19 protein-coding genes and 1 pseudogene are annotated in these 25,435 nt (G+C 45.0%); 11 read left to right on the top strand and 9 right to left on the bottom strand.

Annotated elements, in window-relative coordinates; genetic code table 11:
* Positions 1-266: 266 nt before the first annotated feature.
* Positions 267-2,477 carry a carboxy terminal-processing peptidase gene (locus tag HL061_RS06705; protein ID WP_071002355.1) on the top strand — a complete coding sequence of 737 codons (2,211 nt, stop codon included), beginning with the start codon at positions 267-269 and terminating at the stop codon, positions 2,475-2,477.
* A gap of 558 nt (positions 2,478-3,035) precedes the next feature.
* On the opposite strand, the gene HL061_RS06700 is transcribed toward HL061_RS06705, so the two are convergent.
* Entirely contained in the window at positions 3,036-3,521 is a 486-nt protein-coding gene (locus HL061_RS06700) for a peptidylprolyl isomerase (RefSeq protein WP_071002354.1), read from the bottom strand.
* A 323-nt stretch (positions 3,522-3,844) separates the two neighbouring features.
* On the opposite strand from HL061_RS06700, the gene HL061_RS06695 reads away from it, so the two are divergent.
* Positions 3,845-5,857 carry a PDZ domain-containing protein gene (locus HL061_RS06695; RefSeq protein WP_071002353.1) on the top strand — a complete coding sequence of 671 codons (2,013 nt, stop codon included), beginning with the start codon at positions 3,845-3,847 and terminating at the stop codon, positions 5,855-5,857.
* Between the two features lie 128 nt (positions 5,858-5,985).
* On the opposite strand, the gene HL061_RS06690 is transcribed toward HL061_RS06695, so the two are convergent.
* Complete coding sequence (locus HL061_RS06690) at positions 5,986-6,837, bottom strand: DUF305 domain-containing protein (RefSeq protein WP_071002352.1); 852 nt, start codon at positions 6,835-6,837, stop codon at positions 5,986-5,988.
* A 287-nt stretch (positions 6,838-7,124) separates the two neighbouring features.
* A complete protein-coding gene (locus tag HL061_RS06685; protein ID WP_071002351.1) occupies positions 7,125-7,739 on the bottom strand; it encodes a pseudouridine synthase in 615 nt (204 codons plus the stop codon).
* Positions 7,740-8,356: 617 nt separating this feature from the next.
* On the opposite strand from HL061_RS06685, the gene icd reads away from it, so the two are divergent.
* Complete coding sequence (icd, locus tag HL061_RS06680; RefSeq protein WP_071002349.1) at positions 8,357-9,616, top strand: NADP-dependent isocitrate dehydrogenase; 1,260 nt, start codon at positions 8,357-8,359, stop codon at positions 9,614-9,616.
* 259 nt (positions 9,617-9,875) lie between these two features.
* On the opposite strand, the gene HL061_RS06675 is transcribed toward icd, so the two are convergent.
* Entirely contained in the window at positions 9,876-12,095 is a 2,220-nt protein-coding gene (locus HL061_RS06675) for an NADP-dependent isocitrate dehydrogenase (RefSeq protein WP_071002348.1), read from the bottom strand.
* A gap of 621 nt (positions 12,096-12,716) precedes the next feature.
* On the opposite strand from HL061_RS06675, the gene HL061_RS06670 reads away from it, so the two are divergent.
* From HL061_RS06670 to HL061_RS06655, 4 genes are all read left to right on the top strand, one after another.
* On the top strand, positions 12,717-14,066 hold the full coding sequence (locus HL061_RS06670) for a GNAT family N-acetyltransferase (RefSeq protein WP_071002347.1): 1,350 nt from the start codon (positions 12,717-12,719) through the stop codon (positions 14,064-14,066).
* Positions 14,067-14,142: 76 nt separating this feature from the next.
* On the top strand, positions 14,143-14,646 hold the full coding sequence (locus tag HL061_RS06665) for a chorismate lyase (protein ID WP_071002346.1): 504 nt from the start codon (positions 14,143-14,145) through the stop codon (positions 14,644-14,646).
* A gap of 728 nt (positions 14,647-15,374) precedes the next feature.
* Positions 15,375-16,631 carry a serine hydroxymethyltransferase gene (gene glyA / locus HL061_RS06660; protein WP_071002345.1) on the top strand — a complete coding sequence of 419 codons (1,257 nt, stop codon included), beginning with the start codon at positions 15,375-15,377 and terminating at the stop codon, positions 16,629-16,631.
* A gap of 93 nt (positions 16,632-16,724) precedes the next feature.
* On the top strand, positions 16,725-17,183 hold the full coding sequence (locus tag HL061_RS06655) for a hypothetical protein (protein ID WP_071002344.1): 459 nt from the start codon (positions 16,725-16,727) through the stop codon (positions 17,181-17,183).
* 175 nt (positions 17,184-17,358) lie between these two features.
* Here the strand turns inward: HL061_RS06655 and HL061_RS06650 are convergent, their stop codons facing one another.
* The 5 genes and pseudogenes from HL061_RS06650 to HL061_RS06630 all read right to left on the bottom strand — a co-directional run bounded on the left by HL061_RS06650 (position 17,359) and on the right by HL061_RS06630 (position 21,450).
* Positions 17,359-18,057: a zinc transporter gene (locus HL061_RS06650; RefSeq protein ID WP_071002343.1), complete on the bottom strand. Its 699-nt coding sequence runs from the start codon at positions 18,055-18,057 to the stop codon at positions 17,359-17,361.
* 180 nt (positions 18,058-18,237) lie between these two features.
* A pseudogene (locus HL061_RS06645) lies at positions 18,238-18,843 on the bottom strand (sodium/glutamate symporter); the annotation flags it as partial.
* Between the two features lie 33 nt (positions 18,844-18,876).
* Positions 18,877-19,281: a barstar family protein gene (locus tag HL061_RS06640; protein ID WP_252962642.1), complete on the bottom strand. Its 405-nt coding sequence runs from the start codon at positions 19,279-19,281 to the stop codon at positions 18,877-18,879.
* A 1-nt stretch (position 19,282) separates the two neighbouring features.
* Positions 19,283-20,026, bottom strand: coding sequence for a ribonuclease domain-containing protein (locus HL061_RS06635; RefSeq protein WP_252962641.1), 744 nt, complete (start codon positions 20,024-20,026; stop codon positions 19,283-19,285).
* A gap of 122 nt (positions 20,027-20,148) precedes the next feature.
* Positions 20,149-21,450, bottom strand: a complete 1,302-nt coding sequence (locus HL061_RS06630) for a glutamate-5-semialdehyde dehydrogenase (protein ID WP_252962640.1) — start codon at positions 21,448-21,450, stop codon at positions 20,149-20,151.
* Between the two features lie 364 nt (positions 21,451-21,814).
* On the opposite strand from HL061_RS06630, the gene HL061_RS06625 reads away from it, so the two are divergent.
* The 4 genes from HL061_RS06625 (at position 21,815) to HL061_RS06610 (ending at position 25,407) form a co-directional block, all read left to right on the top strand.
* Positions 21,815-22,120 (top strand): hypothetical protein, encoded by a 306-nt coding sequence (locus tag HL061_RS06625; protein WP_071002340.1) that lies wholly within the window; start codon positions 21,815-21,817, stop codon positions 22,118-22,120.
* Positions 22,121-22,458: 338 nt separating this feature from the next.
* Positions 22,459-23,256: an ATP-binding cassette domain-containing protein gene (locus HL061_RS06620; protein WP_071002339.1), complete on the top strand. Its 798-nt coding sequence runs from the start codon at positions 22,459-22,461 to the stop codon at positions 23,254-23,256.
* A 301-nt stretch (positions 23,257-23,557) separates the two neighbouring features.
* The gene (locus HL061_RS06615) at positions 23,558-24,358 is read left to right on the top strand and encodes a transporter substrate-binding domain-containing protein (protein ID WP_240365880.1); all 801 of its coding nucleotides are present in this window, start codon (positions 23,558-23,560) and stop codon (positions 24,356-24,358) included.
* Between the two features lie 143 nt (positions 24,359-24,501).
* A complete protein-coding gene (locus HL061_RS06610) occupies positions 24,502-25,407 on the top strand; it encodes a transporter substrate-binding domain-containing protein (RefSeq protein ID WP_223335337.1) in 906 nt (301 codons plus the stop codon).
* Positions 25,408-25,435: the final 28 nt, after the last annotated feature.

Below are 25,435 nucleotides of genomic sequence, written 5' to 3'. Positions count from 1 at the left end.
TTGAGACAGTTCAGTATTTATGCACATGATAATATTGATTTTTGACTATATATCAGGATTCGATAATAAGCGTCAGAATCTATATATAAAGGCGACGGAATAATAAAGCTATAGCGTTGTAAGCTCATAGTAATAAGTAAGCTAAGGCAAAGTAAGACAGACATTGAGCAAAAACAGACGACAGTCATGGGCAATAATACATTCAGCAGTTTTTAATTTTTATAACACAAATAATATCACTAACTTCAAATAACTAGGTACATATGATGAAAAAACAACCAGCACAGTGGTTACTCAGTGCAGCGTCAGTGGGCATCGCCGGTATTATCCTGACACAAAGCTACGGTACTGCCGTAGCAGAAACCAATACGGGAAGTTTTGTTCAGACACCTGAGCAAAAGGTCACTACTCGCCAAGTTGCCGCTTTGCTGGATCGCAGTCATTACCTTAATCAGCCATTAGATAGTAAAAAAGGTCGCGAAATCTTATCAATGTATATTGATAGTCTCGATCCAAACCATACCTTATTTTTGCAATCTGATGTCGATGAGCTGAAGAAAAAGCACGCCGATGATTTTGGCACGCGCCTCAAGCAAGGCGACCTATCTGCAGGGGTAGAAGTCTTTGATCGTTATCGCAAACGCTCAAACGAATACTTTGCCATGGCAACCAAGATGCTCAAGAAAGATATTGATTTGACCGGTGATGACACTATCATTCTTGATCGTGAAAATCTCGGACATTTCAAAACCAAAAAAGAGCAGCGTGACTATTGGGAACGTCAGCTAAAGTTTCAGCTGATGAGTATTACGCTGGGACAAGAAGACGAAAAAGCCAAAGAAAAAGTGTTTTTGAGCAATCCAGATATCACTCGTGGACAGGACTTGGTACGCAACGATGAACGTACGCCAAATGAGATTTTGCAAAATCGTTTGTCGCGTCAGCAAGAGCAGTTTAAGCGTCTCAAAGATGATGAAATCATGGAGACGATTCTAAACACCGCCATGCTGACCTATGATCCGCACAGTAACTACTATGCGCCGATTCAGGCAACTGAGCTGCAGATTCAGTCGAGTTTGCAGCTAGAGGGTATCGGTGTTTCTATCCGTCCTGATCGTAAAAATCCAGATTACACCCGTATCGTGACCTTAGTCGATGGTGGTCCAGCGGCCAAATCTGGCCAAATCAAGCCCAATGACTTGATCGTGGGTATCGCAAAAGATGGCGAAACCATGACGGACGTGGTTGGCTGGTCAACGCGTGAGATCGTCAGCTTGATTCGCGGTAAGCGCGGTACGTCTGTCACGCTCAAGCTGCGTCAGCCTAATACGCCAGATGCCAGTGCCCGTACAGTCACCGTTGTGCGTGATATTATCCAGCAAGAAGAGTCAGGCGTGACTCAGCGAGTGGTCGAGGTGCAGCGTCCTAATATCGACAAAACACCAAAACGCATTGGCGTTCTTGAGATACCGAGCTTTTATCTGAACTATCGTGCCCGCCGTAATGGCGAGGACTACCGTAGTGTCAGTATCGATACTGAAAAAGCGTTAAAAAAATTGAACGAAGAAAATATCGATGGGCTCGTGGTGGATTTGCGCAACAACCCTGGTGGCTCGTTAGATGAAGTTGCCAAAATGCTAGGATTCTTTATTAAAAGCGGTCCATTGGTACAGATTCGTGATAACCGCGGCAATGTCCAAGTGTACCGCGATAATGATGGCGGCGAGCAGCTCTATGACGGCAAAATGGTCGTCCTAACCAACCTAGCATCGGCCTCAGCCAGTGAAATTTTTGCCGCTGCTATTCAGGATTATGGTCGTGGATTGGTGGTTGGTAGCACAACGACAGGTAAAGGCTCTGCGCAGATTCAACTGGATAGCTTGGCGTTAGGCTCTGCAACTTTAACTCAGCGTAAGTTCTACCGTATCACAGGTGGTAGTACGCAGAATAAAGGCGTGGTACCTGATGTTGAATTGGTCAATATCTATGATGATGCGACCTTTGGCGAACGCGCCCAGAAAAAAGCCTTGCCTTGGGATACCATCAGAACGGCGCCTTATAAGCCTGAAGGGAAGTTTACCAATGACACTTTAGCGACGCTCAATCAGCAGTCTAAAATTCGCCAAGAGAAAAATCCGCAGTTTGTGTATCTATCAACGCTGAATGATATTCGTAATATGGATGATGAGAAAAAACCAGTTCGTTTAGATATTAACAGCCGCCGAGCCAAAATGCAGCTGATTGAAAAGCGTTCGCTAGAAGCCGAAAACAGACGTCTGATCGCTACTGGTGAACGCCCCTATTCTAATTGGAATACGTATCAGGCCGCGATGGATGCAAAGTTTGAAGAGCGTAGCCGTATGAAAGCTGCTGAGCGTCCAGAGCTGCCAGAAGATGAAGCCTTTATTAATGAAGCGGCCTACCTAATGCTAAGTGCTGAACCCAAGACCTTACTCAGTCCTGAAGAGAAACTATAAGGGGTTAGGGGTTATACGATAGCTAGTATTACCATGTAAGCATATGCTTACATGGATTGACGTTTAGACCACTTACTAGTGATAGGACAATCTGCGATTATAACTGTACGGCACGATTCATTGATACTAGGGATTGGTATCTTAAGGTCGCATCAGGGATAAGTGGTTTGCTGATTAGGGATGATAAGGCTGGATGCCTGTCAGTTATGAGATACCCCGGGATTAGGTATCACATAACGCTAACATGGATGGTTGGTAATAAAAGCCGCATGACGCTTGTCGTTATGCGGCTTTGTTATGTCTGGATCTAAGAATTATTTCTGGCGCTAGCTTACGCTTCTTTGATAGATTTGTGAGAATGGCTATTGAGCTTAAGGATGCTCACAGAAGCGCAATGAATGCTTCATTGTTAGAACGCTCTTTTATCTACATCTAATCAATCAGCACTTATGACAGACATAAAAAAAGGCCAGTAGACAGTGCTACTGGCCTTTTTGATGAGAAGATAAGCTCAAATATAACCTATTCTCTAACCGTCTCACGATACTCTAGGAGAGATTAGTGCTCAACGCCACCTGCGCCATGTATATGGCCGTGGTTTAGTTCGTCTTCAGTTGCTGCACGTACTTCTTGAATTTCAACATCAAACGTCAAACGCTTCCCAGCCAACGGATGGTTGGCATCAACAGTTACTTCTTGGTCGTTTACGTCAGTGACTGTCACTAGCATCACTTGGCCACCAGCTTCTGACTGGAACTGCATACCAGGCTGGATATCATCAACGCCTTGGAAGTTTTCGCGTGGTACGCGCTGTACCGCTTGCTTTTGATACTCGCCATAGCCATCAGCAGGCTCAACCACTGCGTTGACTTTTTCGCCAGCAGATTTGCCTTCTAATTGTGATTCTAGGCCTGGGATGATGTTGCTGTGACCGTGTAGATAAGCAAGTGGCTGACCTTCTGGAGACTGGTCAAGGATATTGCCTTCGTCGTCTTTTAATGTGTAATTGAATTTGACGGCAGTGTCTTTTGCGATAGTAGTCATAAAATATCCTAAGTATATCTATGTAAAAAATTAAATACGGTTGCAATAAACCTAAAAAAGCCAATCAGCAAGCCAAATAGCCACAGTATTAGTCAATTATCATCAGTTTATTAAAGTAACTTTAGCAGTTAGCATCTTTAATTGAGATGGCGTATATAAGTTTCAAGGCAAAAAACATAAAAAATGCCAATTAATGCCACAATTTATCATAATAACTGCTATTTTCTATAGTTAATCGATAACTACTGGCCACTCAGGGTTTGGGAGTTGCGTTTTTTGGGAAGGACTCCTAACATAACAATAAAATAAGGATGAGAGATACTATGACTGCATTTGCCGATAATACTAATAACCAGCTAACGAGCGACGTTTCAATCAGCCATGATGATATCAATAATACGGCTGATATCAGCTACCAATTCGATTTTGCCCGTTTTTCTGAGCATTTGGTGGATGTGTCACTGTCCTTTACGGCAACAGCTAATACCCCTCAGCTCTGGCTACCAGCATGGATACCAGGCAGTTATCTGATGCGCGAGTTTGCTCGCAATATCACCGCTGTACATTATCGAGTAACAGACAGCCAAATAAAAGAAGGTGACGATTTTTCTGAAACTTATCGTGCACAAAAGGTAGATAAACATACGTGGCAACTCCCCACTATCACAGCAGGACAAAGGGTAGTCGTCGAATACGAAGTCTACTGCTACGACCTATCGGTACGTACTGCCTATGTCGATCAGCAGCGTCTGTATGGTAATTTTACCTCACTTGCACTCGCGGTCGACGGGCAAGAGCAGATTCCTGTACAAGTCAGCTTGATTGTTCCGGAGTCGTTTTTGTTAGATAAAGAAGAAAGTCATGTAATCTTGGCATGTGGTTTGGCATCTACGCATCTGCGCGTTGATGGTCAGAGCGAAGATAAACGGCACTGTTATCAATTACGGGCAGATAATTATCATGAGCTGATTGATTACCCTTTTGAGATTGCAGCACAGAATAAATTTGATTTTATTATTCATGACAGTCAGCATCAGACGCTTCATCACAGTTTTTATCTCTCAGGCAAGCATAGTGCCAATATGGGCAGGCTACAGCAAGACGTCACTCAGATTTGTCAGACTTATCTAGACTGGCTGGGGGATGCACCCTTTCATGATTACACCTTTATGACGTTTGCCAGTGGTCAGGATTACGGCGGACTTGAGCATATCAATTCTACTAGTCTGATTACCCCGCGCCGTGACTTACCAAATGCTGATGAGCCAAAAATACCGAGCACGGATTATCAGCGGTTTTTGGGCTTGTGCAGTCATGAGTACTTTCACTCGTGGTGGGTCAAAACCGTGCGCCCTGATGTCATGGTTGATGTTGATCTACGCCGTGAAGCGTTCACGCCGATGCTTTGGGTATTTGAAGGATTTACGTCTTATATCGATGATTTTATGCTGCAAGCATCTGGCGTGATCGATAAGTCAGACTATCTCAGGTTACTAGCGGAACAAATCAATCGCTACTATCAAACGCCTGGACGCGATAACCAAAGTGTCGCAGAGTCAAGCTTTGATGCGTGGATTAAGCTGTACCGTAGCGATGAAAATACGGGCAATGCTGGTATCAGTTACTACAATAAAGGCGCATTGGTGGCCTTGTGTCTGGATTTGATATTGCTAAAAAATACCAATAATCGCTATCGTCTATTCGATGTGGTCAAAGCGTTCTATACCCAAGCAAAGCAAAATGACAGCAAGCGTATCGGCATCAATAGCGCGGATATGGGCGACGTGATTGGGCAGTTTATGCCGATAGCGGAATGGGAGGATTTTGAACGCCGTTACGTCAACGGCGTAGAGGAACTGCCAATTGAGGCGCTGCTGCTCGCAAACGGTATCAAAATGCAGGTCAATACCAAAGAGACTGCGGATAAGCATGTCCCATGGGGTATGCGCTGCAATGAGACACCCGCTGGACTCAAAATCAATCGGGTGAACCGCGGTAGTGTGGCTGCCAAAGCAGGTATCTCAGCCCATGACATCATTATCGCGATTGATGGCATCAAGGCGGATAGTAAGCAGCTAGCATCGCTGAGTAATGCAGCGCGCACTGTTGAGTGTCATCTGTTTCGCCGCGATGAGCTGATGTGTGTGCAAGTGCAACCTGAGGCACTGCCACAAGCTGACGGGGATGACAGTGATATGCCTGAAAAAGCATTTCCTCATAAGGTCAGTCTGCGCTTAGTAAAAGGTGCTCCAACGTTAGCAGATCATAGCGATCCTAAGCAAGCAGAATCCGCTTGGGAGCCATGGCTGGATGTGATGAAGCGTCAGTCAGCATAGTGACATCGAGAGATAGTAGTGACATCGAGAGATATAAGTAAGCAAAGCAAAACCCCCTAATAAGCAAATATGGTTATTAGGGGGTTCAAGTAATAGCTGAAAGGTTTTTTGGTATGCTGAATGGCTAGCTACTCTTCCTTGGTTTTAGTATCAGGGTCCTCACTGGCAGACTTCTCGTTTGCAGTAGTGTCGCCGTTAGGCTCGCCAACCTCAGCATTATCGTTTTCAACATCGCTCGTCGCTTTAAGCGCGACAATCCAGTTTTGCATGAGCTCAATATCTACTTGCTGAGTATCGATGATATGCTGTGCCAATTGACGCATTTCTTCATCAGTACCGTATTCGAGCTCGATTTTTGCCATATCTACGGCGCCAATATGGTGTGGTAGCATGCCACGTGCAAATGCCATATCCGGCATAGGATCAGCAATACCCAATGTCATCTCACCATGCATGCTTTCCATGCCCTTAGCGTAGGCCTGTTGCATAGCAGCGGTATTGGGCTTAGGTTTGGCTGCGTCAGGATGGCTGGCAAGCCATTTGTTTAGGATATCAATCTCAGCTTGCTGCGCCGTGATGATATCTTGAGCAAGCTGGCGCATGGCATCATCTGTACCGTACTTTAGCTGAATTTTTGCCATATCTATCGCGCCGCGATGATGCCCAAGCATGCCTTTGGCAAACGCGGTATCAGGATCGTTATAACCCATACCGATCATCATCTCATCATGCATACTGGTCATGGACTTTGTGTAGTCTTTGAGCATATCCGTCATCTGAGTGTCATCTGTGGCGTTTTCGCTATCTACCGATGTATCGTGGCTCATATTCTCATGCTCAGCATGAGTCATGTCAGTCATTGGCGGGGTGGCTTCTTCTACAGGCGCTGATTGACTATCTGCTGCTGGCTGACACGCACCTAATAGCAGTGCAGTAGAAATGCTGGTGGCCAACAGAACAAAACGATGAGAAGCAATCATGATATATCCCTACTATAAGAAGACCAAATGATAAATAAATGAGGTCTATTTTACATAAATAATGACGTGCTGAATCTTAACAGATAAACCTTACCCATTCGAGACGCTATGTTTAACAAGAAGTAATATATTTACTTTAAATGAAAATATATGTCGGTATAGTCGAACCACTATTAAAGTGTTACAGCGTTAGACTCGTTTAGCCTACTACTGTAGTACTTGCAATCGTCTGCCTTGTACCACTTTTAATATTGATTGACTATAGCTAAGCGTTTAGACGGGACAAATTAATAGCTGATACCCAATTGCTGATAGTGCTGACTAGTTAAGTGAATGCGCACAAACTCGCCAACTGCTATGTCACCTAATTCAAACCCTGCCACCGACCAACGTATCAAACGTAGGCAGGGCAGACCAACATGCGCGGTCATTCGTCTGACTTGACGGTTTTTACCTTCATAAATTGTCAGCATCAACCATGAGTCCGGTACGCTTTTACGCTCACGTATCGGCGGATGACGTTGCCAGAGCGCCATCGGTAGCTCATCTTCACTGACGTGTTTAACCTCAGCAGGCAGAGTTTTGCCATCTTTGAGCGTCACGCCACGTTTGAGCTGATTGAGTTGCTCAGCAGTAGGAATGCCCTCAACCTGTACCAAATAAGTCTTACCTTGCTTACGTCCAGCATTGGCTTTTGGCGGATGGGTAATTGCTTTATTGACTCGGCCATCATCGGTCAGAATAAGTAACCCTTCGGACGTTGCATCAAGCCTACCAGCAACTCGCAAAGACTTATCAGTAAAGTACTGCGATAGGGTGACATGGTCATTGTTACTATCGTCTCTGAACTGACTTTGCACCCCATAAGGCTTATTGAACAAGATGAGACTAGAAGTCGGCATAAAGTGATATTTCCTGAAGGTAAATGAGTGATTAGCAGTCTTGGCTTATGTTTAATCAAGCAAAGTCAGTACTAAAAAATAAGAACAGAGGTATTGTGTTTGATATACGCTGTGCGATGTATTTTGCTACAAAAGTAGGACAGCAACCACGCAAATTTACTGCTATTCTAAATCCATATTTTTATAGGGGTATTTATATTTTTGATAGTAATAAACCTATCACCTACAAGATAAAATGATTGTCCAGCTCTTTGTTCTATTACTATCAACAAGATAATGTATTATAACCCTTTAAAGATTATAAATTTATAGATGCTGCATTTTATTAATAATTTATAAATTGTATATGTGATATTTCTTATTAATTAGCCAATAACACTGAATTTAATGATAAGCAGTTTCTATGCACAGTTTTAGTTTGTATTTACATCAATGCATATATGTTTAATTTGAAGCTATTTTTTAGTATCGTTCAATCCAATGCCGCAAGTATCTCATACATCAGACTTTGTTTAGCTAATAAGCGTCTAGAGCGCAACCATTATAATAGAAAAGCCAGCATAACAACGTGTTCAGTTCGCTTGCGATGTATAACTTACCACTAAGGAGTTTTATCCATGTCATATGATAAGGTCATCGTACCAAGAGACGGCGAAAAAGTAACCGTGAATGCTGATTTGTCGCTAAATGTGCCCAATCATCCGATTATTCCGTTCATTGAAGGTGACGGTATTGGGGTGGATATCACACCTGTCATGATAAAGGTGGTCAATGCAGCGGTCGATAAAGCCTACCACGGTAAAAAATCAATTATCTGGATGGAAGCTTACTTGGGCGAAAAAGCGGCCAAAATATATGACGGTGAATATTTACCCAGTGAGACATTAGAGATTTTAAAAGACTACGTCATCAGTATCAAGGGACCGTTGACCACGCCGGTGGGTGGTGGCTTTAGTTCGTTGAATGTGGCTGTACGTCAAAATCTTGATCTGTATGTCTGTCAGCGACCAGTACGCTGGTTTAAAGGCGTGCCAAGCCCAGTACAGCATCCTGAGCTGACCAATATGGTGATCTTTCGTGAAAATACAGAAGATATCTATACAGGTATCGAGTGGAAGGCAGGCAGTGATGATGCCAAAAAAGTCATCAATTTCTTAAGAGAAGAGATGGGTGTGACCAGCATTCGCTTCCCTGAAGACTGCGGCATCGGTATCAAGCCTGTCTCAAAAGAAGGCTCGCAGCGCCTAGTACGTAAAGCCATTCAGCATGCTATCGATAATGACTTGCCAAACGTGACCCTCGTGCATAAAGGCAATATCATGAAATTTACGGAAGGCGCGTTTAAAGATTGGGGGTATGAGCTGGCAGCAGAGCGTTTTGATGCTAAGCCATTAGATGGTGGTCCATGGATGACGATGAAAAATCCCAAAACGGGTAATGACATCATCATCAAAGATGTGATCGCTGATGCATTCTTGCAGCAGATTTTGATGCGTCCGGCAGATTACTCCGTAGTGGCAACACTCAACCTGAACGGTGACTATATCTCTGACGCGCTAGCGGCGGAAGTAGGCGGTATCGGTATTGCCCCAGGTGCCAACAAAGGCGGCGCAATCGCTGTCTATGAAGCGACGCACGGTACTGCGCCTAAGTATGCTGGTCAGAATAAAGTAAACCCAGGCTCATTGATATTGTCTGCGGAAATGATGCTGCGTGATATGGGTTGGTGTGAGGCGGCGGATCTCATCATCAGTGGTATCCAAGGCGCGATCGCCAATAAGACGGTTACTTATGACTTTGAGCGTTTGATGCCAGATGCTATCTTGCTCAGTACTTCTGAGTTTGGCAAAGCCATTATCAAGCACATGGATGCGTAATCGCATTAATGCCTAGAGCGTTAAACTCTATTATATTTATTCAAGGCCACTTACTGATGTAGGTGGTTTTTTTATGTGTTTGAAATGGATAGACATAGGCAAGTTGTTTATTATCATTTTGAGATAGGCACAAAAAAACACCTCAACGTTCTAAGACGGCTGAGGTGTTTTGTTTGCTAATACTTAAACTTACCTAATCGATCTGTGTATAAAAACCAGAGCGATTAGGATTAATGTTTCAAGATCAATTGCTTATTACTTATAGCGATGCCAAGGCTTCGTTAAACAAAGCGCTTGGACGCATGGCTTTTTTCGCAAGCTCCTCATCAGCATAGTAGTAGCCTTTGATATCGACTGGCTTACCTTGAACGTCGTTAAGTTCTTTGACAATCGCGTCTTCGTTTTCTGCCAGCTTTTGCGCCAATGGCGTGAACTGTGCTTTTAACTCGCTATCTTGATCCTGCGCCGCCAGCTCTTCAGCCCAATATAGCGCTAGATAGAAGTGACTACCACGGTTATCAAGCTCACCAGTTTTACGTGATGGTGATTTGTCATTCAGCAGCAGTTTTTCGGTCGCGGTATCGAGCGTGTCCGCCAAGACTTGAGCTTTAGCATTGTTGTCGTTGCTTGCCAAATGCTCCAAAGAGACATTCAAGGCCAAGAACTCACCAAGTGAATCCCAACGTAGATGGTTTTCTTCGGTGAGCTGCTCGACATGCTTTGGTGCAGAACCGCCAGCACCTGTCTCGAACAAGCCGCCGCCTTTCATGAGTGGCACAACCGATAGCATCTTAGCACTGGTACCAAGCTCTAGGATTGGGAATAAGTCAGTTAAGTAATCACGTAAGATGTTACCAGTCGCAGAGATCGTATCGAGGCCACGAGCGACACGCTCTAGGGTATAACGCATGGCGCGAACCTGAGACATGATTTCGATGTGTAAACCGTCAGTATCATGATCTTTTAGATACATTTTAACTTTTTTGATGAGCTCGTTCTCATGTGGACGGTATGGGTCGAGCCAGAAGATAACAGGCGTATTTGATTCACGGGCACGGCGTACAGCAAGCTTGACCCAATCTTGGATCGGGGCATCTTTGGTCTGACACATGCGCCAGATATCGCCTTTTTCAACGCGTTTTTCGAGCAAGACTTCATCGGTTTCCACGTCGACGATACGCGCAATACCAGCATCGCTAGATTCAAAGGTCTTGTCATGAGAGCCGTATTCTTCTGCTTTTTGTGCCATTAGGCCAACATTTGGTACGGTACCCATGGTCGTTGGATCAAAGTTGCCATGCCATTTGCAGAAGTTAATCATTTCTTGATAAATACGAGCAAAGGTAGACTCTGGCATGACGGCTTTACAGTCATACATTTTGCCATCAGCGCCCCACATTTTACCGCCTGAACGAATCATCGCAGGCATTGAGGCATCCACGATCACATCACTTGGTGAATGGAAGTTGGTGATACCTTTGGCCGAATCAACCATGGCCAGACGTGGACGATGCTCCTGACAAGCATGTAGGTCGCGCTCAATTTCTTCACGCGTTGAGGTTGGCAAAGTAGCAATCTTATCGTATAAATCTGCCATACCGTTGTTGACGTTGATGCCAAGCTCATCAAAGAGTTCGCCGTGTTTTTCAAACGCATCTTTGTAGTAAATGCGGACCGCATGACCAAACACGATGGGGTGTGAGACTTTCATCATGGTGGCTTTGACGTGTAGTGAGAACAAGATACCCGCTTCGCGGCAATCTTCCATTTCACGCTCATAGAATTCAAGCAAGGCTTTTTTGCTCATGACCATCAAATCGATAACTTCTTTGTCTAGTAGGTCGATTTTAGGTTTCAATACTTTTTTGGTGCCGTCGTCTAGCAATAGCTCCATGCGAACCGTGCGCGCCTTATCTAGGGTCATAGATTGCTCGCCATCATAGAAGTCGCCGCCATGCATGTGCGATACATGTGTGCTTGACCATTGTTTCCATTCACCCATTGAATGTGGATGCTTGCGTGCATAGTTTTTGACGGCTTTTGGTGCGCGGCGGTCTGAGTTACCTTCACGTAGTACAGGGTTTACGGCACTGCCTAAGCTCTTACCATAGCGCTTACGTAGCTCTTTTTCTTCATCCGTTTGTGGATCATCTGGAAAGTCAGGGATGGCATAGCCTTTACCTTGCAGCTCTTTGATGGCTGCTTTGAGCTGCTGTACAGAGGCACTGATATTTGGCAGTTTGATGATGTTGGTGTTGGGGTCTTGAGTCAGGCGACCAAGCTCAGCTAGGTTGTCAGGAACACGTTGCTCTTCGGTCAAGTATTCAGGGAATTCAGCCAATATACGTGCCGCAACAGAGATGTCACTAGTTTCAACTTCGACACCTGCGGTCTTAGTGAACGCTTCTACAATAGGTAAAAAAGATAGTGTCGCAAGCGCTGGGGCTTCGTCAGTTTTTGTATAAATAATTTTTGACATTTTATTTGAATCTTCCTTTAGTTGTCGTTAATAATAAAGCTCGAATATAATGTTGAATATGGGTCAATGATACTATGCAATGCTCAATAATATAGTTCGAACAAGTACGTCGTATGTAGCTGCTTAGCAATATTTAAGTTAGAGATATTCAAGTTTGATAAAACATTTTCTTTTACTGATGTTCACTACAAGGGCGTTCTCAGATGGCACGTTGACTGCCCCGTAAAACTGCCAGACAGCAAGTCGCTGACGGTATATTATAATAAACCCACTATAAATTCGAGAGGATGTCAATCACATACCATGAACTAAGTATACTGTTTTCGCTCATATCTTAGGGTTTCAAATTATACTAAGCTGGTAGTAACCTTATTCTAACAGTCATTTGTTGCGATATCATCTTTTCAATAATATGGACGGTGTTTTATTGACCTTTATATTATTCTTGAGAGGACATAAGGATAATCCTAAAAACCACCAATGTCACGATTGGTGGTTTTTTATTGCGTCTCAAAAAAACTTTGCAAATTGTGACAGCAAAACCGCAAAAATTTGCTAGGCTAGGTCATCAATAGATTGGTTATCTATAAATATATAGCGATTATAAGAGTGACGGTGAGTATGAGTTTAGAGTATGCGCTGATGAATGATACTAGCTGGCAGAGCCAGACCGATTGGCAAACGCCAGACACGCCTTTTATGTCATTTGCTTTTTGGCAGGCGCTTGCTGAGACAGGCGCGATTGGCGAGCGGGCAGGGTGGCTACCGATATTTATTTTGGTGCATCGTGTCAATGATGATACTAAGGATGCCGCTCTGCAACCAGTCGCGGTGCTGCCAGTCTTTATAAAAAGCCATCATCGCGGTGAGTTCGTGTTCGATCATTCATGGGCAGAGGCGTATGCGCGCTATGGTCTCGACTATTATCCAAGATTGGTCACTAGTGTGCCGTATACGCCGATTACGGGTCAGCGGCTTTGGCTGGCAAAAGGGGAAAGGCTCAATGAAGAGATAATCAAAACAGCCATCGCAGGTGTCGATGATATCGCTCAGCAAGTCGGCGCCTCAAGCTGGCATGGGCTATTTGTGACGCCTAATCTAGCCTCTATTGCGACCACGTCTATGCCGACCGAAATTGATATAGAGCGTGCGCTAGCAGCACAAGAGCGCGGCGTAGAGTCCGCGCCGATTGCGATGCCGATATTCGAGCGCCAAGGTTGTCAGTTCTTATGGCAAAACAAAGATTTGCTCAATGACAGTCAGCCCTTTGCAGACTTTGATGCGTTTTTGATGACGCTAAAAGCTAAAAAGCGCAAAACCATCCGTGCGGAGCGTCGTAAAGTGGCTGAGCAAGGTATCATCTGCCAGCGAAAAATCGGCGATGCTATCAGCGATGCAGATTGGAAGGCTTTTTATCACTGTTACGTGATGACTTATGCGGTACGCGGACAGCAGCCTTATCTGACGATAGACTTTTTTATGGCATTGGCAGCGAGTATGTCTGAACATATTATGCTCGCGCAAGCACTCGATGCCAGTGGTGAGATTATCGCCAGTAGCCTATTCTTATATGACACACCTGATAGTAATAGCAACAACGACGACAGTGTTGATGGCGATGTTAATAATGATGTTGATAATAATGCAACCTTGTACGGTCGATACTGGGGTGCGCTTGGTGAGTATGACAGCTTGCATTTTGAGCTGTGCTATTACCAAGGCATTGAGTTTGCCATCGAGCAAGGGCTAGCGTCCTTTGATCCGGGTACGCAAGGGGAGCATAAGCTGGTTCGTGGATTTATCCCAACGACCACGCACTCGCTTCACCGTATTTATGATCCGCGTTTTGTCCCTGCGATTGGCGATTTTTGTGCCAGAGATCGGATGCATATGGCACAATATCGCAAGCAAGCCCATGAGGCACTACCATTTAACGCGGACAATATGCCAGCCTTTGATACGCTTCATTGATATACACCACTAATATCCACTATTAATAATAGCCTGCAGGCCTTTACTTTACACATTTCATGATTAGCCGTTAACTATGCCCACAAACTCTATTGCTAGTATTGCTACCTCTCTGCCTCCTATTGAACTCGTATCGTGGCTCAATGCCGAAGGTTCGCTCACAGCCATGCTAGAAGAGAAGGCAGGGCAGCCGTTACGAGTGGAGCGCACCTTTGAAGGCTATCGGCTATTGACGCTGCAACAAAAGCGACAATTGGGTCTGCAAGGCTCAGCGCTGAATCGTCCACTGCTGGCGTGGATACGTGAAGTACTGCTATACGGCAATGACGAGCAGCCATGGGTCGGTGCGCAAAGCATCTTTCCGCTATCAAGCCTAAAAGGTAAGGCGCGACGCTTGCAGCAGCTAAAAGGTACGCCCATCGGTTATGTGTTATTTAAACGTCGGCGCACAGTGCCAAACCAGCGATTTGTGCGACAGACGAGCGAGGGCTGGCAGCGGCAAACGCGCTATGACTGGTATGGTCGCTTACTACTTATCAGCGAAACCTTTTTGCCGGCATTTTTGTCCAGTGATACTTAAAAACGTTTTATTCTTATATACACAAAGAAAAAACTAGGGTCAAAAATTTGCATTGAGTAAAACCTTTAGGGCGTGTTGAACATTCGCAAATAGGCACTGCTGATCGCTAAAATGGTTCCAGACAAGGCACAAAGCGACGATAATGCAGATGCCTTAGCGAGATTTGTAACGCAGTATGGGGCAATTTTAGCATCAGCCCCAACGATAAAAAGCAGGGGACAGGACTCTTTTTTGCCGCTTCATCGTTAAAAATAAGCACTTAGAATGACTAAACTTATTATTTTTAACATCGAATCGCCTAAAAAATAGTCGCTGTCAGTGCCATGGTCGAATGTTCAACACGCCCTATTTAATTGGCTATTTATCTGTGTTATATCGCCATTTAATTTGCTCATCTTCAGGCAGGCTTTTTTGCGCTCATCGCACAATTTTTCATGTTACACTTACGCTTTCGCAATGCTATCGATGCCGCTGTATATCGATTTTATTGACGGATCGGTCAAGTTAATGCAGGCCAACTGCCTGTGTTTATTCTTATGTTAATTTTTACTGATAGTCGCCATTTACAATCATGGTCGTACCATAAAACAGCTGGCAAAAGAGCAGCGTGCACAAGTACCTAGCATACTTTGAGCAACGTCGATGCAGTGTTCGTTTGATTGTGGGCAAGCTATCAGCTTCTTTTCAATGATACTTTTTCAATGACAGTCACTACTTAGGACATTATTATGTTTAAAGACATTTCTATCAAAGAGTTTGATCCGACCCTTGCTGAAGCGATGGCCGCAGAAAGCGTTCGTCAAGAAAATCACATCGAGTTGATTGCCTCTGAAAACTACTGCTCACAAGCAGTGATGGAAGCACAAGGCACTGATTTGACCAATAAATACGCTGAAGGCTATCCTGGTAAGCGTTATTATGGTGGCTGTGAGCATGTCGATGTCATTGAACAATTGGCCATTGACCGTGCAAAAGAGCTGTTCGGTGCTGAATACGTCAACGTCCAGCCACATTCAGGCAGCCAAGCAAACGCTGCCGTATTTTTAGCATTGCTAGAAGCCAATGACACGGTACTTGGCATGAGTCTAGACGCTGGTGGTCACTTAACGCATGGCGCGCACATCAACTTCTCAGGCCTGAACTACAACGCCGTACAGTATGGATTGGTCGATGGCACTGGCCTTATTGACTATGATCAAGTAGAAGCATTAGCGCGTGAGCACAAGCCAAAGATGATCATCGCAGGCTTCTCAGCGTATTCACAAGTCGTTGATTGGCAGCGTTTCCGTGACATCGCTGACGAGGTAGGCGCGTATCTATTGGTAGACATGGCACACGTTGCTGGTCTTGTTGCGGGCGGCGTCTATCCAAGCCCAATACCTTTTGCTGATGTGGCCACTACCACCACACACAAAACCCTACGTGGCCCGCGTTCAGGTATGATCTTGTCGCGTGATGAGAAACTTGCTAAAAAGCTAAACTCTGCCGTATTCCCAGGCAACCAAGGTGGCCCGCTCATGCACGTCATCGCGGCAAAAGCGGTTTGCTTTAAAGAAGCGCTGGAAGACAACTTCAAAACCTATCAGCAGCAAGTTGTGAAAAACGCACAAGCCATGGCAAAAGTCATTCAAGAGCGTGGCTATGAGATCATCTCTGGTGGTACTGAAAACCATCTCATGCTGATTAGCCTAGTGAAGCAAGAAATGACCGGTAAAGAAGCCGACAAATGGCTTGGTGATGCACATATCACGGTCAACAAAAACGCCGTACCAAATGATCCAAAATCACCATTTGTCACCTCTGGTATCCGTATCGGTACCCCAGCCATTACTACTCGCGGCTTCAACGAAGCGCAAGCGGGTGATTTGGCAGGCTGGATCTGTGACGTGCTAGACAGCCGCGGTGATGAAGCGGTTGCAGCTGAAGTACGCGGTAAAGTAGAAGCCATCTGCAAAGAGCTACCAGTGTACGAAAAAAACCAGTAAGTATTAACTGACTCTATTTGAGAGTTGTATAACAAAAAACCGCTTAGCGTTTGCTAGGCGGTTTTATTTTTAATCACAGTTAAGGAAGATACGATGTCTATTTCAACAACTATGTCATTTTGCTTTTGTAGTGTTCGCGAGGAAAATTTAACCAGCATACTTGTTGGTGATATGACACTGGATGAGCTAAGAGAAAATCGCGACAACCAATACTTAGATGTGAGACAAGCGTCTCTTGAACATTATACGGAAGAACTGGTTGAGTTATTGGGAGAGGGGCATTATGCCTTGTGCGATTTGTTGTTTTTGGCAAACAATAGCACCCCGCTGCATGAGCAGCATGACGGTTTATTATACAATGTGGCCGTCGTACCTGAGATCGTCAAAGCGTTTGCCGCGACAGACTTAAAAAAATTGGTACACGATATCGGCTACCACGAAGCAGAGAGTCAAGAAGGTTTGAATACATTTCGTGAGAATTTAAATCACGTTCACGAGTTATTTAAGTTTGCAGAAGAGAACAAGCTCAATGTGATTGGGTTTACGCTTTAGTGAGTCGATCATGTTGCTGCATGACGCCGCACCTAGACATATTTGAACCGAATGTCAGATAAATAAAAACCGCCCAACATTATTGCTGGGCGGTTTTATTCATTCAAATAATTGTGCGATAAGAGCATGCTCATGCAATAAGGGGCAAATTTAAACCCTACGAATATTTATAATCTCAGCCACCGAGTTGATTGAGTCCTAATGCCAGCACCAAACCAATAGCAGTGCTGATACCCGCCCAATGGTTGCCATCTTTAAATGCAGAAGGAAAAACTTCTGTCGCTAATGAAGCAATCACCGCCCCTGCGGCAAAACAGTCAATTGCACTAATTACTGCATCATCGACATCTTTGAGAAGCATTTTGCCAATAATAGCTGCTAATGATAATAAAATAGCTGCACCAATCCATAGCATGAGTATTTTTTTGTGACTGCTACCACCATCGCGCATTTGTTTGGCACCGCCTGCGGCTTCTGGGAGGTTTGATAATAAAATAGACCCTGCTAGTGCCGCGACTTGTAAAGCGTTACCACCAATCAGCGCGACGCCAAGCGCTAAGTTTTCTGGGATACCATCAAGCGTAATAGCAGCAAGCAAACCTGCCCCGCCTTTGTTTTGCATTTTTTCATCAATCAGATAGTCAATACCCGTAAAGACCACTGCGCCTAACACGGTAAAGGCGACAGTCGTCCACAAACCACTCTCGCCAATCGCAGGTTGAATCATCTCAAGTACCACTGAGATCACGAGTGCACCACCTGCCAGCGCAAGCAGATTGCCTTGTATCCAGTCAGGCATATAGCCGTATAGACCCCATAATGCACCAATAATGAGTGCGCCTGAAACCACAAGAATAATGGCAAATACCAACATAAAATGCCTCGATACTTTTAATAAGTTTTAATAATTCTGAGTAATGTCTATTGATACGACGAATGGCGGTGAGATCACATCGTATTTGATAATAATGCTATCACGTGATGTGACTCATGCAATCTCCTCAAGATTAATCACGGTTTAAATACGCTCAGACGTAGTATTACATAAGCAGTATTACATAAACGGCAACTTGGTGAATATTTGCAATATCGTGGCATTGACGATATCGACAAAGAACGCACCTACCATTGGCACGATTAAGAAGGCTTTCGGCGAGGGGAGATAGCGATCCGTGACTGCTTGCATATTGGCAATCGCTGTCGGGGTAGCTCCCATACCAAAACCGCAATGTCCTGCTGAGAGTACTGCCGCGTCATAGTCTTTGCCCATGACTTTAAAGGTAATGAGGTAGACGTAGATAATCATGATGATGGTCTGTACGATCAATATGACCAATACAGGCCCTGCCAAATCCGTCAACTGCCAAAGCTTCAATGACAGTAACGCCATTGCCAAAAACAGAATCAAAGACGCATTACCAAATACATCAATCGAGCGATCAAACATCTCAAAACTGAAGACCATCGTTAACACATTGCGAATGATAACGCCGCCTGCCAGTGCCCAGACGAACGTCGGTAGCTCAAACCATGTGCCCTCAGCCACGAGCGTCATCCCATCGGCAAAAGCCAATGCCCCTGCAAATAGCGCTAATGTCTCGATAGTAGAGGATGCCGTGATAAAGCGCATGCTATCGGGTCTCTCAAAGATGTCCTTATTACTCCCTGCAGTCTCCTCGTCATTTTTTCACCGCTAAGTGTCATTCTCAAAGGGCACAATAATCCATAGTTGCGGCTTACCAAAGTCGCTATAAGCATCTTCGATAATGCTTTTAAAAATATTGAAGTCTTCGGTGTTTATCTTTTTTATTACCGTCAAATCAAGCACTAAGTGCTGCACATCGCTGTCTGTCAGACAATCCCATGCACTGTCCCAATTGTGTGAAAAATAGCTGGGGAAGTGGCAGGCACGCGCCAGACTCGTCAATAGCGTGGTTTTGTCCAGTGTGTCACACGCAGGTATGGTAACAGCCTGAGTAGGAATGACGGCAGGTAGCGCTGTACCGTTTTGGTTAATGGGGTCTTGACTGACATAGTGGATGGCTTGGCTCGTATCTTTCTGATTCATGGCTTCTTGATTCATATTCGCTTGTTTCATGTTAGTGCACCTCAAGCTTTTGAAAACTGTCATAATGATCGACGGTTAAGTAATAAACAGTGGGCGGGCGACCACCTGTGACGATACGCCTTGCACCGCGATGGGAGACGCCAGGGGTGGGTACGGTGTATTCGCGGTAGTAGCCTTGCGACTGGGCGGGTAGCCTGCCTTCACGGTTATAAAACGTCGTGCCATCTTTATTGGGATAAGGATATGGCCCGCCTTGTTGAATCAGCGCAATTGTCTTATCGACTTGTGCATCACCTGTGATGCTAGTGGTCGTGGTGCCAGTTGTGGCGACTTGACTGGTATTGTCAGACGTATACTGAGATAACGTCGAGCCTAAATCAGCAAAGAAGTAGACAGCGACAGCGATAATGGCAATGAGGCTAAATAGGGTACTGCCTAGGCTTCTCTTGTTGCGAGAGCTATTTTGACGAGTGTTTTGATGGTTGCGATTTGAGAGGCGGCTGTGATTATCTCGTTTGCTATTATTGGGCATCTGCCTTGGTGTATTTGGTTCAGTATCTGGTTCAATGCTGAGTACGGCTGACGTCACTTTGGTGGCACGCAATTGGTTTTTATCATTACGACTACTCGTGAAATAGACACGTCGACCAACCGCTATCTGCTCCGCCAAACTTACTTTGCTAATATGAAAAAACACGTCTTCATCTTGATTATCGACATCGATAAAGCCATAGCCTTTTTCGTGATTCCAATGTTTAATCTTGCCGCTTTGCATGGTGGCACCGCTCCTTATTGTTTAGATGTCCGTAATATAAATGACTACGATTATCATAAAAAAACGCCAGCACAATGGCCGACGTTCTCAAACGCTCGATTCAATCATGAATACAGATTTAGTTATGCACGTACTTCACCATGACCATAGACGATCCATTTTTGCGAGGTCAGTCCCTCAAGACCGACTGGGCCACGCGCATGGATTTTGTCCGTTGAAATACCAATCTCAGCACCAAGACCATATTCAAAACCATCAGCAAAACGGCTAGAGGCGTTAATCATGACGCTCGCTGAGTCCACTTCGCGGATGAAGCGTTGCGATTTGGTATAGTTGTCCGTGATGATGACATCGGTATGATGGCTGCCATGTGTATTGATATGTTCAATCGCCTCATCGATACCGTCGACGACTTTGACCGCAAGAATAGGGGCAAGATATTCTGTATCCCAGTCCTCAGAGGTAGCAGCAGACAAGTGACCGTTTAAGGTGATCACATCGGCCAAGATACTCTCAGCACTTTCGTCAACACGCAGTTGCATGGCATCATCGGCCTCGATAATGGCGGTGGCAATCTTGGGCAGTAAATCTTTGGCGATAGAGGAATCAATCAGCAGCGTCTCCATCGTGTTGCACGTACCATAACGATGGGTTTTGGCATTGACACTGACCTTGATCGCAATCTCAGGATCCGCATCGCTATCGATAAAGGTATGGCAGTTACCATCTAGATGTTTGATCACAGGGACGCGGGCGTCGTTGCTAATACGCTCAATCAGACCTTTGCCGCCACGCGGTACGATGACGTCCACATATTCAGTCATGGTGATCAGCTCACCAACGGCAGCTCGATCGGTCGTTTGCAATACTTGAACGCTGTGCTCAGAGAGATCCGTCTGACTGAGACCTTTTATGATGCATTTGGCAATCGCTTGATTGGATTCAAACGCTTCAGAGCCACCGCGTAAGATGATGGCGTTGCCTGATTTTAGTGCCAGTGAAGCAGCTTCTAAGGTTACGTTAGGACGCGATTCATAAATCATGCCAACGACGCCCAGTGGCACACGCATTTTGCCCAAATGAATCCCTGATGGCTGATAAGTCATATCCGTCACTTCGCCGATTGGATCAGGCAGGCTCGCCACGTCTTTTAGGCCTTGGAGCATAGCGTTGAATCGTGCTTCGTTTAATTCCAAGCGATCGAGCAGAGCGCTATCAAGCTCGTTTTTGTGACCGTTGTCCATATCGATTTTATTGGCTGCCAAAATATCTGGCTTGGCATTGACTAGCTCATCATGAATGGCCATGAGTGCTGAGTTTTTGTCGCCTGTGTTGGCTGCCGCGAGCGCACGAGAAGCGGCTCTGGCTTGCTTGCCAACAGACTGCATGTAGGTGGTAATATCCGTCGTATTTGCTTGACTCATCAATTATTCTCCTTATGTGATATCAGTTTTATATAAATAAAAGCGCCTAAAAAGGCGAAAATTTAGCAAAAAATCAGTTTTGAATGCCTATTTAGCGGTCCATAGGTCATTATGCTATTTAACATAGAGGAGATTGCGGCGATAGTAAAGATGATTTTGTGAACAGAACCCGCTTTACAAAGCATCAAAGTGACTTTACAAAGGGTTGCTTCAAATATTTTGTGAGCTGTGTTTACGTGCCTTTAACAGAACTGCGCTGTAAATACTAAGGTAGCTGCGATGTATCATCAGTATAGTAGGCACTAAGAAAACGGCACTATCAATAAATGACGCTGAATCATATGACAAGTAATGGAGAATAACGATGACGATTAAAAACACGACATACAAAAACTGGATGACGGTTGGCTTGGTTGCAGGGGTGCTTGCGCTCAGTGCTTGTAGCAAAGACGAGACACCAATGGAGACGCAAGCGGATACAAGCGTTGACGCTCAAACCAGCGTTGAAGAGAATGCAACCGCAACTGCGAGTAGCTCTGATGACATCGCCGTTGCTAGCGCCGATGACGGTATGGCTGTCAGTACAGGGGATGATGTGGCTGTGGCAACCGCAGATGATGCAGAAGTACTGGATGGCACCGAAGATTCAGAGCATGTATCGACGTACTAAGTTTTATGGCGCGCCAAACGCTATGATAGTGTGTTGGTCAATATAGCATTATCAGATAAAACAACGCCTGGCACGCGAAAGTGATAAAATAAAGCCCAGAGCGATAAATATGGTCTGGGCTTTTTTGTGCCAGTCAGTTATCCAGTACTGATTAACTGACTGGTTAAACACAAGATTTGCCTTTTTACTGTGTAATAAGAGACAATATGGCATTTTTCTCTTGGCCTGCTCAGGCGTAGCATTAGCATAATAATGCTATAGATACTTATACTATATATACGGCTCTTATTTATTTTTATTCGTGTTTTCACTCATATTTATTGGAAGTCTGCTGAACCATGCTTGATACTGCAAAAAAACCAACTCGGCCTATCGCCCTAGACTTACAAGACATCCATAAAAGTTATGGCTCATTAGAGGTGCTCAAGGGAGTGTCTCTGACGGCCTATGATGGTGATGTCATCTCTATTTTGGGCTCATCTGGCTCAGGTAAATCGACATTGCTGCGCTGTATTAACTTGCTCGAAAATCCCAATCAAGGTCGTATCCTGATCGGTAACGAAGAGCTGATGCTAAAACCTGCCAGATCAGGTGAGCTGCAAGCGGCGGATGTGAAGCAGTTAGAGAGCTTGCGTGCTCGCGTTGGGTTCGTCTTCCAAAACTTTAATTTGTGGCCACATAAGACGATCCTACAAAACATTATTGAGGGGCCAACGCAGGTTCTCAAGATCAAAAAAGCCCAAGCGATCAGTGATGCCGAAAAACTGCTCGACAAAGTCGGTTTGCTCGATAAAAAAGACGCTTATCCAGCGAACTTATCTGGTGGTCAGCGTCAGCGGGTTGCCATTGCGCGCGCGCTTGCCATGCAGCCGCAAGTGCTATTATTTGATGAGCCAACCTCGGCGCTAGACCCTGAGTTGGTCAATGAAGTACTGGCTGTGATGCGAGAGCTGGCAGAAGAGGGTCGCACTATGCTGATCGTCACTCATGAAATGCGCTTTGCCCGTGAAGTATCAAGCAAAGTGGTCTTCCTGCACCAAGGGGTGGTTGAGGAGATCGGCACACCTGAGCAAGTCTTTGACAATCCTACCTCCGAGCGCGTCAAAGATTTTATGGCCTCGCATCGTCCGCACTAATCCTGTCCAAGCTATAAATCAGATGGTGGTAGCGCCCTACCGACTTTACCGCCATCGAATCCTATTAAATATAAAAATCACTATACCGTAACTATTGTTTATCCTTTATTGCCCAATAGTCACGGTGAGTATGCAAAACGTTTGTTTTTGATTTTTTACTCAGGTATTATCAAAAGGTTTATAGTCGGTCAATTTTAACGGCTGTCCATTATTCTGCTATCTATATTGCTTGTCTGTCAGGGACGTCAGAGAACAAAGTATCAGAACCCCATATCCATACCCATCAGAATTTAAGGAACATATGATGTCGAACGCTCGTCTATTTTGGTCATCGATGACCGTCTCTGCTGCGCTCATGCTAAGCGCTTGTAGCCAACCTGCCGATGAAACTACCGAAGCCAATGCCGATGCACCTGCCGCAGAAACGACTGGCAAAACCATCCGCATTGCAACCGAAGGCGCTTATCCTCCGTTTAACTATACCAATGCTGATGGTAGCTTGAGCGGTTTTGATGTCGATGTTGCCAATGCCTTGTGTGAGCAGATGCAAGCCAACTGTGAAATCGTAGCGCAGGATTGGGACGGTATTATCCCGGGTCTATTGGCACAAAAATATGATGCCGTTATCGCAGGTATGTCAATCACTGCTGAGCGCCAAGAAAAAGTCGATTTCAGCGAACCGTATTTTGCCAATACGATGGTATGGCTCACCAACACTGATGGCAGCTTTGATCCAATGGCGATCCAAAATGTCACGCTTGGTGGACAGCGTTCTACCACGCCAGGCGCTTATCTACAAGATAACTACGAAGGCAAAGATGGCAATACCGTGCAGCTATATGACAACTATGACAATGCTTACTTGGATCTAAAGTCTGGTCGTAGCGATGCAGTATTGGCCGAAAAAGTCTCTGCCAAATCATGGCTCGCTGACAATAAAGAAGGCTTCGGTATCGTTGGTGATGAGATAGACAATAATGACAATATTGCCATTGCCGTGCGTAAAGGTGATGGACTCAAAGCGGAGTTTGATAAAGCATTGAGCGAGATCCGTAGCAACGGTGAGCTTGCCCGTCTTGAGCAGCAAAACTTTGGTCAATAATGACTCACTAAAGACGGCTGCGAATACGCGCGCGCCACTGACCAGTACTGAGTAAGTGGCGCTCAATAAGGCATCAAGCAGCACGTAATAAGTGACGATATGGCTGGTAACTATATTAAGGAATAATAAGTATGACACTTTCAATGACATCACTAATGACCTCATCAATGAGCAAAAAAGCCTTGTTGCTAGCACCGCTTAGCGCCGCGATGCTAATGCTAACAGGTTGTAACAACAGCTCAGCACCAGCAGAAAATGCTGAAGCTGATACCGCGTCTGAAGCACCTATGAATATCAAAATCGCAACAGAATCAAGCTATAAGCCATTTAGCTATACAGATGCTGATGGCAAACTGATCGGCTACGAGATTGAGTTGGTTGACGCATTATGTGCACAAATGAAAGCAGAATGTGAAGTCATATCTCAAGATTGGGATGGTTTGATTCCAGGGCTTAACGCACAGAAATTTGATGCCGCCATCGCTGGTATGTCAATCACCCCTGAACGTAAAGAAGTAGTGGATTTTAGTGACCCTTACTTCCATAGTGGTATCATCTTGATTGGTAAAAAAGGCGACGATATCAGCATCGATTCGCTCAAAGGTCAGCCAATCGCTTCACAGCGCTCTACCGTGGCCTCACAGTATCTACAGGACGAGCACGCGGATGCTGATATCAAGCTATATGATACTCAAGACAATGCCTACCTAGATCTAACCTCAGGTCGTGTGCGCGGTATGATGTCTGATAAAGTCACTGGCACTGATTGGCTAAAAACAGAAGCGGGTAGCGGCTACGAGATTAAAGGTCAAGAAATCAGCAGCGACGACGATGCAATGGGTATTGCATTCCGTAAAGGCGATCCATTGGTTGCTAAATTCAATGCGGCATTGGCTGAGCTAAAAGACAACGGCACTTATGATCAAATCACAGGCAGTTACTTTGGTACCAGCTCGACCGCTGCGGCACAAAAAGCAGTCGTGACTGATGGCGTTGATGAAGTCATAGTCGTTGAAGAAGACGCACCAGCTGAAGCGGCAACGAACTAAGACGACGTCTTCTGCATAGACCGTTATT

It is taken from the genome of Psychrobacter sp. PSP (genome assembly GCF_024085615.1).
GTDB classification, from domain to species: Bacteria; Pseudomonadota; Gammaproteobacteria; order Pseudomonadales; family Moraxellaceae; genus Psychrobacter; species Psychrobacter pacificensis.
This window is presented reverse-complemented; position numbering and strand designations above follow the sequence as displayed.

Coding starts and splice junctions, on each gene's coding strand:
- HL061_RS06705 (WP_071002355.1), top strand. CDS start 267: ATGAAAAAACAACCAGCACAGTGGTTACTCAGTGCAGCGTCAGTGGGC.
- HL061_RS06700 (WP_071002354.1), bottom strand. CDS start 3,521: ATGACTACTATCGCAAAAGACACTGCCGTCAAATTCAATTACACATTA.
- HL061_RS06695 (WP_071002353.1), top strand. CDS start 3,845: ATGACTGCATTTGCCGATAATACTAATAACCAGCTAACGAGCGACGTT.
- HL061_RS06690 (WP_071002352.1), bottom strand. CDS start 6,837: ATGATTGCTTCTCATCGTTTTGTTCTGTTGGCCACCAGCATTTCTACT.
- HL061_RS06685 (WP_071002351.1), bottom strand. CDS start 7,739: ATGCCGACTTCTAGTCTCATCTTGTTCAATAAGCCTTATGGGGTGCAA.
- icd (WP_071002349.1), top strand. CDS start 8,357: ATGTCATATGATAAGGTCATCGTACCAAGAGACGGCGAAAAAGTAACC.
- HL061_RS06675 (WP_071002348.1), bottom strand. CDS start 12,095: ATGTCAAAAATTATTTATACAAAAACTGACGAAGCCCCAGCGCTTGCG.
- HL061_RS06670 (WP_071002347.1), top strand. CDS start 12,717: ATGAGTTTAGAGTATGCGCTGATGAATGATACTAGCTGGCAGAGCCAG.
- HL061_RS06665 (WP_071002346.1), top strand. CDS start 14,143: ATGCCCACAAACTCTATTGCTAGTATTGCTACCTCTCTGCCTCCTATT.
- glyA (WP_071002345.1), top strand. CDS start 15,375: ATGTTTAAAGACATTTCTATCAAAGAGTTTGATCCGACCCTTGCTGAA.
- HL061_RS06655 (WP_071002344.1), top strand. CDS start 16,725: ATGTCTATTTCAACAACTATGTCATTTTGCTTTTGTAGTGTTCGCGAG.
- HL061_RS06650 (WP_071002343.1), bottom strand. CDS start 18,057: ATGTTGGTATTTGCCATTATTCTTGTGGTTTCAGGCGCACTCATTATT.
- HL061_RS06640 (WP_252962642.1), bottom strand. CDS start 19,281: ATGAAACAAGCGAATATGAATCAAGAAGCCATGAATCAGAAAGATACG.
- HL061_RS06635 (WP_252962641.1), bottom strand. CDS start 20,026: ATGCAAAGCGGCAAGATTAAACATTGGAATCACGAAAAAGGCTATGGC.
- HL061_RS06630 (WP_252962640.1), bottom strand. CDS start 21,450: ATGAGTCAAGCAAATACGACGGATATTACCACCTACATGCAGTCTGTT.
- HL061_RS06625 (WP_071002340.1), top strand. CDS start 21,815: ATGACGATTAAAAACACGACATACAAAAACTGGATGACGGTTGGCTTG.
- HL061_RS06620 (WP_071002339.1), top strand. CDS start 22,459: ATGCTTGATACTGCAAAAAAACCAACTCGGCCTATCGCCCTAGACTTA.
- HL061_RS06615 (WP_240365880.1), top strand. CDS start 23,558: ATGATGTCGAACGCTCGTCTATTTTGGTCATCGATGACCGTCTCTGCT.
- HL061_RS06610 (WP_223335337.1), top strand. CDS start 24,502: ATGACATCACTAATGACCTCATCAATGAGCAAAAAAGCCTTGTTGCTA.